This is a genomic window from Sporosarcina sp. FSL K6-1540 (genome assembly GCF_038620285.1).
In the GTDB taxonomy this organism is placed as follows: Bacteria; Bacillota; Bacilli; order Bacillales_A; family Planococcaceae; genus Sporosarcina; species Sporosarcina psychrophila.
Window position 1 is genome coordinate 34,654 of the sequence record NZ_CP152018.1, and the last position, 13,381, is coordinate 48,034.

General features: G+C 37.9%; 14 protein-coding genes and 1 pseudogene. 7 read left to right on the forward strand and 8 right to left on the reverse strand.

Annotated elements, in window-relative coordinates; translation table 11 throughout:
- Window positions 1–133: 133 nt before the first annotated feature.
- Window positions 134–982, reverse strand: coding sequence for a pyridoxamine kinase (locus MKY15_RS00130; protein WP_067214003.1), 849 nt, complete (start codon window positions 980–982; stop codon window positions 134–136).
- Between the two features lie 203 nt (window positions 983–1,185).
- On the opposite strand from MKY15_RS00130, the gene MKY15_RS00135 reads away from it, so the two are divergent.
- The gene (locus MKY15_RS00135; RefSeq protein ID WP_067210922.1) at window positions 1,186–1,734 is read left to right on the forward strand and encodes an ECF transporter S component; all 549 of its coding nucleotides are present in this window, start codon (window positions 1,186–1,188) and stop codon (window positions 1,732–1,734) included.
- A gap of 103 nt (window positions 1,735–1,837) precedes the next feature.
- Here MKY15_RS00135 and MKY15_RS00140 read toward each other — a convergent pair.
- A pseudogene (locus MKY15_RS00140) lies at window positions 1,838–3,225 on the reverse strand (DHA2 family efflux MFS transporter permease subunit).
- Between the two features lie 358 nt (window positions 3,226–3,583).
- On the opposite strand from MKY15_RS00140, the gene MKY15_RS00145 reads away from it, so the two are divergent.
- The gene (locus MKY15_RS00145) at window positions 3,584–4,600 is read left to right on the forward strand and encodes a DUF2268 domain-containing putative Zn-dependent protease (protein WP_067210925.1); all 1,017 of its coding nucleotides are present in this window, start codon (window positions 3,584–3,586) and stop codon (window positions 4,598–4,600) included.
- Between the two features lie 157 nt (window positions 4,601–4,757).
- On the opposite strand, the gene MKY15_RS00150 is transcribed toward MKY15_RS00145, so the two are convergent.
- Entirely contained in the window at window positions 4,758–5,780 is a 1,023-nt protein-coding gene (locus MKY15_RS00150; RefSeq protein ID WP_342538683.1) for an IS1595-like element ISSpps1 family transposase, read from the reverse strand.
- A gap of 109 nt (window positions 5,781–5,889) precedes the next feature.
- Here MKY15_RS00150 and MKY15_RS00155 point away from each other — a divergent pair, with 109 nt between their 5' ends.
- The 4 genes from MKY15_RS00155 to MKY15_RS00170 all read left to right on the forward strand — a co-directional run bounded on the left by MKY15_RS00155 (window position 5,890) and on the right by MKY15_RS00170 (window position 8,131).
- Window positions 5,890–6,429 (forward strand): TetR/AcrR family transcriptional regulator, encoded by a 540-nt coding sequence (locus tag MKY15_RS00155; RefSeq protein WP_187045303.1) that lies wholly within the window; start codon window positions 5,890–5,892, stop codon window positions 6,427–6,429.
- A 234-nt stretch (window positions 6,430–6,663) separates the two neighbouring features.
- A complete protein-coding gene (locus MKY15_RS00160; RefSeq protein WP_342538684.1) occupies window positions 6,664–7,056 on the forward strand; it encodes a hypothetical protein in 393 nt (130 codons plus the stop codon).
- Between the two features lie 159 nt (window positions 7,057–7,215).
- Window positions 7,216–7,623, forward strand: coding sequence for a hypothetical protein (locus MKY15_RS00165; protein ID WP_342538685.1), 408 nt, complete (start codon window positions 7,216–7,218; stop codon window positions 7,621–7,623).
- 184 nt (window positions 7,624–7,807) lie between these two features.
- Entirely contained in the window at window positions 7,808–8,131 is a 324-nt protein-coding gene (locus MKY15_RS00170; RefSeq protein WP_342538686.1) for an ankyrin repeat domain-containing protein, read from the forward strand.
- Between the two features lie 910 nt (window positions 8,132–9,041).
- On the opposite strand, the gene MKY15_RS00175 is transcribed toward MKY15_RS00170, so the two are convergent.
- Together MKY15_RS00175 and MKY15_RS00180 are read right to left on the reverse strand one after the other, a co-directional pair.
- Window positions 9,042–9,572, reverse strand: coding sequence for a DUF1572 family protein (locus MKY15_RS00175; RefSeq protein WP_342538687.1), 531 nt, complete (start codon window positions 9,570–9,572; stop codon window positions 9,042–9,044).
- A 187-nt stretch (window positions 9,573–9,759) separates the two neighbouring features.
- Window positions 9,760–10,131, reverse strand: coding sequence for an ester cyclase (locus tag MKY15_RS00180; protein WP_067210937.1), 372 nt, complete (start codon window positions 10,129–10,131; stop codon window positions 9,760–9,762).
- A 393-nt stretch (window positions 10,132–10,524) separates the two neighbouring features.
- Here MKY15_RS00180 and MKY15_RS00185 point away from each other — a divergent pair, with 393 nt between their 5' ends.
- On the forward strand, window positions 10,525–11,106 hold the full coding sequence (locus tag MKY15_RS00185; RefSeq protein WP_342538688.1) for a protein-L-isoaspartate(D-aspartate) O-methyltransferase: 582 nt from the start codon (window positions 10,525–10,527) through the stop codon (window positions 11,104–11,106).
- A gap of 335 nt (window positions 11,107–11,441) precedes the next feature.
- Here the strand turns inward: MKY15_RS00185 and MKY15_RS00190 are convergent, their stop codons facing one another.
- The 3 genes from MKY15_RS00190 to MKY15_RS00200 form a co-directional block, all read right to left on the reverse strand.
- Complete coding sequence (locus MKY15_RS00190; RefSeq protein ID WP_342538689.1) at window positions 11,442–11,738, reverse strand: hypothetical protein; 297 nt, start codon at window positions 11,736–11,738, stop codon at window positions 11,442–11,444.
- A 300-nt stretch (window positions 11,739–12,038) separates the two neighbouring features.
- The gene (locus MKY15_RS00195) at window positions 12,039–12,947 is read right to left on the reverse strand and encodes an NERD domain-containing protein (RefSeq protein ID WP_342538691.1); all 909 of its coding nucleotides are present in this window, start codon (window positions 12,945–12,947) and stop codon (window positions 12,039–12,041) included.
- Between the two features lie 117 nt (window positions 12,948–13,064).
- A complete protein-coding gene (locus tag MKY15_RS00200; protein WP_342538692.1) occupies window positions 13,065–13,187 on the reverse strand; it encodes a hypothetical protein in 123 nt (40 codons plus the stop codon).
- Window positions 13,188–13,381 lie beyond the last annotated feature (194 nt).

Consider the following 13,381-nt stretch of genomic DNA (forward strand, 5'->3'; position numbering starts at 1 on the left):
TATTCCAAAGGAAGTATACTGCTCTTGTACGTATTGTTAAACCATATTGTAGGTCATGATAGATGACAGTCACACTTTCAATTTAGAAACGACTCCGAACATCGGCCGGAATTCCCAGGTAACTGTCAATCACCTAAAGCAACATTCGCAAAAATTGTTCGAAATTCACGCCTGCCTCGTTCGGAACTTGCTCTTTTGACGTAGCTTCAATCGCAGCGGCTAAAAATGCCTCCGCAAGCTTCATGGACTCCACTATGTCCTGTCCACGCATCATTCCACCCATTATGACCGATGCAAACAAATCACCAGTTCCCGAATAACTCTCACCATTATAGTCACGGATACTATAAAATGAGCGATTTGCATCGATATACATATTGCCTACATAGCGTTTGTTCGCATCTGCTGGCGGCGGATTCAAACCAGTAATTATGACGTTCGCCCCTGTTTCATGCTGTAGCTGATGGCCCGCCTCCTCTAGCACCTGAATATAATCTGACTCATTTTGATAGTTCTGTAGCTTCTCATACGACAACCCTGTAAGCAAGCAACACTCTGTAATATTTGGCGTAATAATGTCAGCGGACTTCACTAAATCCTTCATACGATCAAGTAACTCGCCTGTAAACATTTTATATACCTCGCCCGTATCGCCCATTACCGGATCGACAAGCAGCTTCGTTTCACTCGAATGAAACACGTGTAAAAACTGAAATATGTTATCAATTTGCTCTTTTCCTGTCACAAAGCCTGTATGTATGCCATCAAAGGTTGCACCAAGCTTTCTCCATTCCTCCACAAAATAGTCCATTTTTGACGTTAAATCCTCACAATAAAAGCTTGGATACCCAGTCTGCGCCGTTAAAATCGCAGTTGGCAATGGAACTGCCTGTACACCCATCACTGATAGCACAGGAATTGCAGCCGTTAACGAGCACTTCCCAAAAGATGACATATCCTGAATTACAGCAACTTTTTTAATCACATTCGCCACCTAACTAATCCTACTTGTACTCTCTTCATCGTATCATAATAATGCAGAGGCGAAAATGCACCAAAAACTATTAATTTACAGACAAAACAATCTGACCCTTTACACTTCAATGAAATTGACACTTTAACAATAGTCAGCTCTTTGCTAAAGTTAAAGCAACCAAAATATTCATTAAAGTGAGGAAGATGCAGATGCAAAATATACAAAAACAAGCCTATATAAAACCACGAACGAAAACATTTGATTTAGTCATTACCGCAATTTTAGCAGCACTTATTTTCACCGCAACATTGATTAATATTAAGTTACCATTCGGGCAAGGTGGACTGATTCACTTAGGGACATCTATGCTTTTCATGGCAGCGATTTTATTCGGTCCTAAAAAAGGGGCACTTGCTGGAGCAATCGGAATGGGCTTATTCGATATCTTAGGTGGCTGGGCAATTTGGGCACCAACGACAATTATCTCCCGCGCATTACAAGGCTTAATTGTCGGGAAAATCGCTTGGTCTAATGGCCATAGAGGCGACAATATGGGGTTAAACATTTTGGGAGCAGTTGTTTCAATGCCCGTGATGATTGCAGTGTACTATATCGGGCAAGCGATTATGTTCAAAAGCTGGATTGCTCCTATGGCATCAATTCCTGGAGACATCATCCAAAACGTTGTAGGTTTACTTATCGCGATTCCAGTATGTATCGCACTGAAAAAAACACCGTACTTCAAAAAGAAATTTTAAAACGTACAACAGAAGCACGCCATCTCGCTGTTTTGCTGACAGCATAGATGGCGTGCTTCTATTTTTCTAAAATACAATTCAAAACAGGTACCTAAAATTCACTTTAACTTGTCTTTTTCGGCGTGAACCATGTGATAATGAACACTATTATAGAGATAACAAACATATAGAAGTACGTGTTACTCGCCGCACTACTATAACCTGTCGTAGATTCTAAAGAAACATTCAATAATTGAATAGAATAAATCGTCATGATAACTGCTGTACCAATTGCTCCAGCTAGTTGGCGAATTGTGTTATTAATCGCCGATCCATGAGAGGCTAATTCTCTTGGTAATGCATTTAAAGCAGCTGTGTTTAACGGCATCGTAATAAACGCCAAACCAATACGTAATAAAATTGTACGAACTAAAATATATGCTGTTGTTGTTTCTGGTGATAAATCAATAACTGCATACATCGATATCGCAATTAAACCCGTTCCTAAAATGAATAAAGGTTTTGCCCCATATTTATCGAATAGCTTACCTGCTACTGGGGAATGCGTTGCATTGATAATAGCTCCCGGAAATAATAACAATCCTGCTTCAAGTGCTGTAAACCCTCGTCCATCCTGCAAATAAATCGGCAGTAATATTAAATCGGCATACATTAAAATTGTAATCGCAATATTAACTACTGTCGTCATAGTAAATATTTTGAATTTGAAGACATTTAAATTCAATAAAGGTTCAGGAGCCTTTATTTGTCGATGACAGAACCATATCGTTACAAGCAAACCTCCGACAATTGATGTAAGAACGATTAAATCATCCCACCCTCGGCTGCCTGCACTGCTAAAGCCAAAAAGAACGAATCCAACGCCAACAGTTGAGTAAATCACACTGACTATGTCGAGCTTTTCTTTTGACGACGTTTCAGCAACATTAACTAAATACTTACTTGCTATAATAATAATCAATGTTACGAAAGGAATCATGATGATAAATAACCATCGCCAAGATAAATACTCTAAAATAAATCCTGCTAATGTTGGTGCAATTGCTGGCGCAAAAATAATGGCGAAGCCAACATTCCCCATAATTGTGCCACGTTTTTCCGGAGGGTATAAATATACAATGACAGTCATCATTAATGGAATGATAATACCAGCACCCACAGCTTGAACCATTCTACCTGTTAATAGTACACCAAAATTATTCGCACATGCTGCGACAATAGAGCCGATTAGTAAAATAACAATGAGCTGATAAATAACTGACATGTTGAAAAACGTTTCATTAAGTAAGCTGTAATGGGTACTAACACACCGTTTACAAGCATAAAGCCTGTGGCTAACCATTGAATCGTTGCAGCATTCACATCAAAAACAACCATTAAATCACTAAATGCAACGTTTAACAATGTTTGATTTAATGTAGAAAAAAAGGTTCCTGTTATCATGATGATAAGTAGCAATTTTTTAGTACTACTCGATATTTCATTTTGCATATAAAATCCCTCCCCATATAGTACCTGTTATCGACGAATTGTCTAAAAAACAGCATAGCAGAAGAAGAAAAAAACCCATATACAATCAGGTCATTTCTGTCGATTAGCAGAAAATTAAATATAAAAAGGCTATGTTAAAGGGAAAGGTTGATTAATCTTAAAACGGAATGAAGAACACACTTCACATAATTAAAAAATGTTTAACCTCAATTGGATATTTATGTTAAAATAAATCTAAAGATTGTGAATAAAAGTATTGCCACTAACGGAGCGGTTTAGTGAAAGAAGAGTTTCATGTATATAAATAAAAAAACCTTCCTTTTCTACATCTATCTAAAAAAGGACATGGGGGATTAGAATGAGACGTTTGATAAACTTTTCAATTTTGTTGTTAATGGTTATTTTTATATCTGGTTGTACAGAAGTTAAAGAACAAAACAAAGGAATACAAGAAGAGGAACATGAGAAAGTGGATGATGACAATACTCCTATTGAAACCACTTACTATTTTTCATATAAAGGACAGGAATTTAAGATTATATCATTTTTTGATGAAGTGTTGGAATACGCAAGAATAATTAGTGAGAAACCTGAACTTGATAAAAATGCTATCTATACAGAGCATGTTTTGGAACCATTTAAAGATAAATCCTCTCTTCATTATTTACAGTTAGGAGTAACAAAGAATGACCCTCTTAGACCAACTTCTCAAGTAGAACAACTGAAAAAAAATACAAATGAGCTACTTAAAAAACAAGAACAAATCAATCAATGGATTGAAGAAGCAATATTGGAATCAGCTGAGCTATTATCATCGGGTTCAAATACATCAATTTATCTATTTCCAGTTAATCCTGAAAACGGGTGGACGACGTATAGTCTGAATGGAGTGGGAGGCTTTGCTTATTTTGGTGATAACGTTTTACTAATGATTGACCCTACTGCATCAAAAGAAGTTATTAAATATGCCATGGCTCACGAATATCACCATACCGTCAATATGACTTTAAACGGCGAACAAAGTGTAAATAGCGTATTAGATTCAATAATTACAGAAGGGAAAGCAGATTCTTTTGCTACTACTCTCTATCCTGAGATAAGTCCTCCGTGGATACAAACTCTACCAGAGGATGTAGCAGCTAGGGTTTTAGATGAATTACGTATAAATGGTAATTCTACTGATTATAAAATTTACAATCGGTTTGTTTATGGTTACCCAGCTAAAGATATTCCACTATGGTCGAATTACAAAATAGGTTATCAAATCAATGAAAGCTTCATTGAAAATAACCCAGATAGTTCAATATTGGAATGGACAAAAACGAATGCAGAGGAAATAGTCAGTAAAAGTAAATATAAAGATAAAATATTTTAATAAAAATCCGAAGCCAAATCATTGATATGATAATTTTTACTATATGGATTAACAATCCTGATTCAACTGTCGAGGCTTTAGCAAAAAAACAGACACCAAAATACCGAGAGTTTGGATATATTTTTCAGGCTCTTTTTTATGTGCTTTATCATTCCATTTAGAATGCAAAGTTTCTCAGTCTCAACTTATCTGCGGTTTCCCAAGTTCCATGAACACTTGCCAAGATAAGCATTTGCTTTTTCTTGCTCAAATCACTTTCCATTTTTCTATTGTCGAGGAATTGAAACCTCACTAAATACAGTTGTAAATACTTTGTAGAAACACCATTGAAGCGACTTATCCATTTCTTTAAACGGGAATGGTAATTATTAATATTATTGAGGTGGTATATGCCCTTCTTTACATATTCTTTCTTACTAGCGTTTATGATGATGTGTTCCACATCGTTAGTAGATGTGTAAGATTTGTAAGAATTGTGAGCATCGGAAATAAGCACCGTATCATTCTTAAAATGCGATGTAAGGGCGTTATCAATTTGTTCCATTAGAATTCTACCTGAACCGACTCGTTTTGAAAGGGTTGTTTTGTTTCGGTCTCTAGCTACTAATACACAGACTTGTTCATTAGAAATACCTCTTTTGGTAGCAGAACCGCCACGTTTTCTTGGTTTGCGATTCGGAATAACTCTTCGTCCTTTATAACTTTCTAAGAAGTATGTTTCATCTACCTCTACTATTCCTTCAAATATACCGATACTTTCTTTTGCAAGAGCAGACAACACTTTATGCCTCCAGTAAAAAGCAGTTACATGAGTGATGCCAATTTGAGAAGCTGTTTCACGAAGTGATTGACCATTCAACATACATTCAATAAATGGAATCCATTTGTGTGCCTTTTTCGAACGATACATAGGGGAATTGGTTAAATCACAACTTAATTTATGACAGTCTTTGCACTTATAACGTTGGCGACCGTCTCGCTTCCCGTAACGAACCACTGATGTACTTCCACAATGCCGGCAATGAAAACCGTGTGAAAACTTCCTTTCTCTCAATTCACCAATTAAAGCACCTTGTTGTGAGGATGAGGGCGAGAAATGACGAGTTAGATAATGTAAAATGTATTCTTTGTCCTTATCATTTAGAGAAGAAATATTACTTATTATGTTTGTTAAAGTCATTTAAATTGCCCCTTTTGTAAGATATACAGTCAGGATATTACAAAAGAGGACAATTTATTCAAAATCAACCACTAACTTTAACATAGCCTATAAAAAAGGAATAATTTAAATGACTTTTAAAGAAGGTTCTCGTCCCATACGTACACAGGAAATGCTTAAGGAAGCCCTACTAACACTTTTACAAGAAGGTCACTTACTACACCAAATTTCTATCCAAAAATTAACAAAGAGAGCGAATTTGAACCGGACCACCTTTTATTTACACTATCAAAATATCAATGAGTTGAAGGAACATTTGGTAAGTGATATTTTACAAGTGCTAACTGACAAAATAGAAAACTTAACTTCCATTTTTGATAGGAATCGAAAAGAGCACTTGATACAGCTATTGGATTATCTTCTTGATCAAAGAAGTTACATACTTGCTTTAGTACAGTTTGAACAAGTTGAAAAACATTTACTTTTGTTGATGAAAGATTTAATAGTAACCCGCAGAAATCAATCTAAAATTAGTGGAAGAAAAATCATTGTAGATACAGATATTAAAGCTGCCTCTATTATTGGTGTCATTATATGGTGGTTAAAAGATGGCCTATACCTGGATTCAGCGTATATCGCAGAGCAAATTAATCCCATGAATCAATCTTAATTTTATTATCTATTAAAAATATGAAATGCCAAAACATTGATTGCACAACGTTTTGGCATTGATTTAGATTCTTGATAGCAACTTGCCATGGTACCTGTGTCAGTTATAAAGACCAACAATTAACACACCCGAATAAACAAACAAATGCATTTTATGGTAAAATTACTATAAATATAAATACTCTATAATCACTTCTTACACAATAGATCAGCATTACGTAAGGGGGAAAAGTAAATGGAACCATACTTGATATTTGTAGGAGTTTTTCTTGTATTTGTATGTCCAAACCTTTTTTTGATAATGAAGGGTCAACCATACTCCTATTCAAAGAAATTGACTGCTCCGCCATGGGCAGACAAAGAGACCAAACAACTTTTCAGACAATTCAATCGCGCCTGGTCAAGGAAGATAGAGAAAACTGTAAATGTGCGTGTAAAGAATAGAAATCGTACGCTAACAGATGCCGAACTGCGAGAACAGTGGTATGAACTCAAGAAATTTCTTTTGTTAGCAGGTATCTCAAAAAGACTTCCGATGTTTTCCAAAAAGGTAGACGATATTTGGCACTTCTTTTTAGAAGAAGAGCAGCTGTATAATCAATTCTGTTTAGATTTCATTGGTGAATAGATTGAACATCAGCCTCATGAAAAACCAACACTTCTTCCAAATGAACGCGCTTGGTTCGACGTGTTATATCTTTCTTTTTTCAACGTTACTTCTCGCTCGCATCTATGGGGGAAATTCGGGCAAAAAAAGAAAGAACACGCAAAATGGATAGAGCGTATAGTGAATGATCCAAAAGACATAATTGAGTCGTTTGGGCGTCACTCATCCGATGCCGCCTCGACACATACATTGGCTACCTTTCTCAATTTCGCACGACAACAAGTGATGAAGTCAAATGGAAAGCGTGTTAAACGAAAAGACGGCTATTGGTATGGTGCCTCACTATTCGCCTTTTATGAGTATGAAACAATTCAAGTGAAGAAGAAAAAAGTGACCGGTGCTTTCGCAGACGGATCACCAGGCTTTGCAACCGACTTCGATTATAAAGAAGAATGGAACGAGATTGTCACCAATGTGAATTCGTTTGAAGTGGGAACAGACGCCGGAGCTATGCCAAGTGCTCCTTCGGATGGAGGGAGCTCTGACTCCGGGAGTAGTTGTAGCTCGTGTAGTGGGTGTTCTTCGTAAGAATAAGTAAGTGGAGGGCATCTGTGCTTGACACAAAGACAAATAATTAACACACGTGAATGACCATACAATAAAACCAGACATTCGCCAATTTGTCCGATCTTCATTCTATTATTATGTAATTGTAGCGAATGATCTGAGTAGCTCCACGTGCAGGTAATTGAAATTAAAAAAAGAGCACTTTATGAAGAAGTGGTTGATTATGCTGGCTGGAAGTATTCTTATTTTACAAGGTTGCGTTACAGGTGGGAAAGGTATACCTACCGAACAGAAAAGGGAGGAAAATACATTGAACCTAGAATTACTTAATGCGGTTGAACTTAAAGATACAAATAGCGTAAGTAGACTGATTACTAAAGGGGCAAATATAAACGTAAAGGATGAAAACGGTCGTACTGCCACTATGTTAGCTACGTATAATAATGACGTCGTCACGGCAAAAACCTTAATTAAAGCCGGTGCAGACGTCAATATCCAAGATGACATGAAAAACAATCCTTTCAGATAGTGGTGCTATGTAACAGTATTTTTTTATTTACTCATTAATGTTTATCGCAAAACTATTATTAACGATATAATTTCATCACCACAATTTACTTAATATAACAAACACCGCTAGGATAACTCTAGCGGTGTTTGTTGTTTTTAGCTCAATATACAGGTACCACCACTGGGCTAAAATTCATTTTATAACAGGGTCCATCGGTTCCTTCCCTGTTAAAACAGAAATGTAGATTAGGTAGTCGATTACGTAGGCCTCGCCAGATTCTCCAATCTTCCATACTAACAGATACTGGCTTCCCTTCGCTAAACCTATTATCTGGATGTAGATGATCTTGTTCATATTTAAAGTTTTTATTTGTCCAGTCAAGATTCAAGTAGTAAAGAACCTCTCCAACAACCCTACAACCTTTTTCCATGTTGAGTACATCTTCAATTTCACCATCTGTGACTCTCAAATTATTTATCTGGTCGAGCATTACAATAGTAATTTCATAAACAAAGTTATTGATGTTACTCCATATCTGTTGCAGCTTATTTGTAGTGCCAGAACATTATCAATTGCTTTTTCTCTTGTAGTTTCATCTTAGAATCTTTCATTCAAGGATGTTTTTCATCTCAAATTGGGTTGGACTCAATCTTCCAATCTTTTCACTAAACCTACAAACTTCATCTGTAAGTAATTACTCTAAAAAGTGGGTATGTACAGTTCTGGGTTGTTTCTTTCAACTGTAAGAGTCACAATCTTATACACCATTTACCCCTCCGACATTATTTTCACACTACAAAGAATACAATCACACTATTCCATTAATTATGGATACTCATAAACTATTTGTATTTACTCACAGCAATAACATGAGAAAAACACCCTGCATTTCTGTAAGGCGTCATATCTCAGTAGTCCGCCTATACTTTCATTTCCCCTTCAGCATCCTTGCCAAGTACTCGTCAGATTCGCCCTTCGGAATGCTTAGACTCTTCCACTGCTCTCCTTTAATCTGTTTTCCAATGAACATGACTTGTCCAATATGGATAGCATAATGCGCCATTTGCCGCTCAATCGCATCTATGACGGAATGTGCCTGCCCGCGAATATGAATATTCTTTTCCAAGTCTTGCTCATGCAAGCTTTCCAGCGCATCAAAAAAAACGCACCAGCCATGTTCCCAATGAGCCATCAGCTGCGCCTTTAACAATCGTTTCGTTTCGAATTCCCCATCACGATTACGGTCCGGCTTTTCACCGTCCGTCGTCAGAAAATCCGTCCACCTCGAAACCATATTTCCACTTAAATGCAGAATAAGAATCGCGATGCTGTTTGAATCGTCGTTTGACGTCCAATGAAAATCATCCTCATTCAACTGGTCGAATGTTTTTTCACCTTGCCCTTTTAACCCGATGAACCGCTCTCGAACAACTCGTAAATATTCTGTTCCAATCGACATATGGTGTTCCCCCTCTAGTTCCAAAAATCAGTTCGCTGATGTATTCGATGATAACGTGTAAGAATATTTTCACCATTGCTTAAGGCTGAATAGCCAGAAACGCATAAATTCAAAAAGCACCTACGCCAACAAGTACAGGTTCAATATCGAGAGGCGGTTTCCGGCTGGATGTTGAATAACGAGGCCATCAAAACATCCCATTCTCGTTTGGTGAATCTTCCGGCACCGGTTGGCCAACATCCCACATTTCAACAATCTTGCCTTCATGAAAACTGAAAATATGGACAACCGCTGCCCCTAGGTCCTCCACCTTCTGTTTGATGTGGGAATAAACCATCACGTTTTCTCCCTCTTCAATCGTCTGCTTCACTTCGAGCGTTTTGTTTGGGCTGATACCGTCATTCTCTTCCATCGCTTGCTTAAGCGAATCCGCATCCCCCGGGAAATATGGATTATGATGGCGGAAATCTGGGCTTACGTATTTTTTATAGGCTTCGTCAATCTTTCCAGAGACGATAAGATGTAGAAAGTCCACTGCTTGGTCTTTATGTGGTTTCATGATTTTAACATCCTTTCCTGATATCACTTCTTGATCAGCATATTATTGGTATTCTATAAAATAGCCAAATATCCTTTTCCAATTGTTTTGAAGTACGCATGCAATCCACTTAATATGCGGTCAGTCGCTTTAGAAACATCATAAAAGTTTAAACATTCACGATAGCTTCTTGCACAACGTACCTAAAATCATGTAAATGATGGGTGCGTTTCTTCCCATTTTCCTAGTTTAATTCCAGAACCATAAAGTTGCCCATAATCCATCGAAATGTTCATATTTCACCTCGATCTATGTATTTATAGGTACCGTCCGCTTACCGTTGTTTACATATATTGATTATCGGTAATGATTAGTGTGCAATGTTAGTTACTATTAAACGAGGGAGCATGGACAATGACCAATCAAAACCAAGACATAATTACCTATTTTCAAAAACTGGACCGTAGATTTTTCATGGATGTGCACAAGGAATTCGCCTATATGGACGAAGCAATTCCGATTGGGCATGAACAAACCATTTCCCAGCCTTCCCTCGTACTCGAAATGACATTGGCCCTCGATTTGCAGCCTTATTCAAAAGTGCTGGAAATCGGAACGGGTTCCGGCTTCCAGACCGCCCTACTCGCCGCCTTCTCGAACTCCGTTTATTCAATCGAACGAATTGCTGCCTTGCATGAACGGGCAAAAGCAAGATTAGAAAAGGCCGGTTTCTCCAACATCCATTTCAAGCTGGATGACGGTAGCACCGGTTGGGAAGAACACGCTCCTTACAACCGGATTATGGTGACCGCCGCTGCTATCCAGGTGCCACGCGAACTCATAGACCAACTAGGTATCGGAGGGAAAATGATCATCCCAGTAGGAACACCCCTCCTACAGGAACTCTTGCTCTTGGAAAAAGATGAAGATGGAGAAATCCATACCACAGTGTTGGATGAAGTGAGGTTTGTCCCATTGAAAGGAAAATATGAATAGGTGACAGCACCTATCCCGTATCGGTTAAAAAATAAAACGCAAAAGAAGTACCTATGCCAGACAAAAAGACAAACAATTCAAATATTAAAGTAATAATAATAAAAGTAAAGAAAAATCGCATAGGTATTGAATTGAGTTGTATTTACTGAATCGATACCTAAAATTAAGATCAATTTGTATTTCGTCGCTTCAGCAATCCTTTTTACCTTTTGGGCATGACGGGCAATAAAATGGCTCATATACTTTTCCAAAAACAAATGATTAGCTGCTTTTCCTAAAATGCCAAAAGGGGATTTATATGAGAAAGTATCTATCATGCTCGTTTCTGTGCCCCATTAAATGAATTCATGTGTATGTGTAAAAGAATGAAAGGCTCCACGAACCATGGCATCGGTGAATCTGTATGGCTTCACCATTTCAATGACTTGAGACGTTAATTTCTGTTTCATCCCTAAATGGGTCGTCTCCCAAGTAACAAAATCGCCACGCTCCATCAATCCAAACGTAATTCCTTCAATAGCTATTTGTTTCGTCAGCAACGTTTTCCCCTCATGAACTTCAACAGTTCTTGCAAGATCGAAACAAACTTGGATGGGAGCGTGGATTGAAATTTCATGTCTGATGATTGGCATGATGTCACCCTTTTCTGGTCTACCAATATTGTGACGGTTCCTATGCGCAGTGTATTTATGACAATTCAATAGGAAGCCCGTCGATGATAGCTAGTATCGGATTTCAGGTTACATTTTATGCAATTAACCAGGTGTGCCAGCGTCTATTACAAATTTTCAAAAACCCTAGCATCCATTTCTGAATACCATGGCCTTAATCATTCATATGTAGTTCTAAACATCCATCCCCCAGCCATTAAAAGAGGTACACTGTGTCAAAAAAAGACGAACAATTCACACATTCGATTAATTATACTAAAATCAAACACTCCGCCGATGCTGATCCAGATTCACACTTTCTGTATTCCGACAATCAGGATAATTACTGCAACCGTAAAATTTTCCGTATCTACCTGTCTTCAAGGTCAACTGCCCATTACACTTCGGACAAGCAGTATATAATAGTGAGGCATCAGTCTTGGACATCTTTTTCGCACGGCTTGTATGTGAACGTGCCGTCTGCTTGGCATCTTTCGCTTTTCGAATCGATTGCATGTGCTCAGCCTTGAATAGTTTCCTGTCATTTTTATATAGAGCCAAAAGTTCCGCGAGCTTTTCATTGATCCCCTTCACGGTATCCTCACTAATGTGCTGCTCCTTGTACTGGCTGATTGTCGTTAGAAGATCAGGGAACTGTATGACATGTGCTGAGGTGAAACCCTTATTGAATTTAAAAGTAGAGTTAGATGAAAATGCGATGATGGAACAGACATCCTGCATTTCCTCTCGTCCTATGTAGGTAAGCAAAGCTTGAACATGGCCATAATTTTGCCGGATTGGATTGTACATTTTTGTTTTCCGTTTATAGATAGCTTGTGTCCAATAGGGTTTAAATTCATCACCAAAAATCCAACCGCTGTAATGTTTCGTTTCGATGACAAACACGCCATACACGGAGGTCACAATATGATCTACTTGCGTCAGTCCCCGCTCACCATTCGGAATATAAACATCATGGAAGACAGTGTATGCATCCCCTAATTTCCGAAGCTTGGTCTTTACAACCCACTCCCCATAATTCCCTTTAATAACCGGCATTTTCCACTGCAGGATAATCCACAAAATCACGAATAGGACGACAACCGGAAATGCAGTTGATGTCATAAACATCTTGAGTGTAATCAAAATCCCCTCATAAAATCCCGATATCATACTATTTTCTGCATTCATAATATCCCCCCAAGTTAATCACTCAGTTGTCGGTAACCAGTCAATGTATCTATTTTTCCAACTATTACAATAATATCATATAATACGAAAATAGTTCCATAAAAATAGGTACCCGTGTCAACCATAGGAATACCCAAGTCGAATCGCTTCGTCCAGTTTCCGGGTACGTTCTTCAAAAGTAATTTCAGCGACAATGCCCTTTGGAATATGGGACGATACAGTCTTTAATTTGTCCATCACCCAGACGTCCCCCCTACTTTATTGTTAGGTGCACGAAACTTTCATGTTTATTTCGACAATCGGATTTGTTTCATAGAGAAAAAACCGGAATTGCTTTTGAATTGTGTGGTTCACAGACAGCCATCATAAAAGCAATAGTCGTTTTGCCCAATTGCCGAATTAAAAACTTTTTCCACAAAAATGTCCCCTTTCCC

Coding starts and splice junctions, on each gene's coding strand:
- MKY15_RS00155 (WP_187045303.1), top strand. CDS start 5,890: ATGACTTTTAAAGAAGGTTCTCGTCCCATACGTACACAGGAAATGCTT.
- MKY15_RS00185 (WP_342538688.1), top strand. CDS start 10,525: ATGACCAATCAAAACCAAGACATAATTACCTATTTTCAAAAACTGGAC.
- MKY15_RS00190 (WP_342538689.1), bottom strand. CDS start 11,738: ATGCCAATCATCAGACATGAAATTTCAATCCACGCTCCCATCCAAGTT.
- MKY15_RS00135 (WP_067210922.1), top strand. CDS start 1,186: ATGCAAAATATACAAAAACAAGCCTATATAAAACCACGAACGAAAACA.
- MKY15_RS00180 (WP_067210937.1), bottom strand. CDS start 10,131: ATGAAACCACATAAAGACCAAGCAGTGGACTTTCTACATCTTATCGTC.
- MKY15_RS00195 (WP_342538691.1), bottom strand. CDS start 12,947: ATGAATGCAGAAAATAGTATGATATCGGGATTTTATGAGGGGATTTTG.
- MKY15_RS00150 (WP_342538683.1), bottom strand. CDS start 5,780: ATGACTTTAACAAACATAATAAGTAATATTTCTTCTCTAAATGATAAG.
- MKY15_RS00175 (WP_342538687.1), bottom strand. CDS start 9,572: ATGTCGATTGGAACAGAATATTTACGAGTTGTTCGAGAGCGGTTCATC.
- MKY15_RS00145 (WP_067210925.1), top strand. CDS start 3,584: ATGAGACGTTTGATAAACTTTTCAATTTTGTTGTTAATGGTTATTTTT.
- MKY15_RS00170 (WP_342538686.1), top strand. CDS start 7,808: ATGAAGAAGTGGTTGATTATGCTGGCTGGAAGTATTCTTATTTTACAA.
- MKY15_RS00160 (WP_342538684.1), top strand. CDS start 6,664: ATGGAACCATACTTGATATTTGTAGGAGTTTTTCTTGTATTTGTATGT.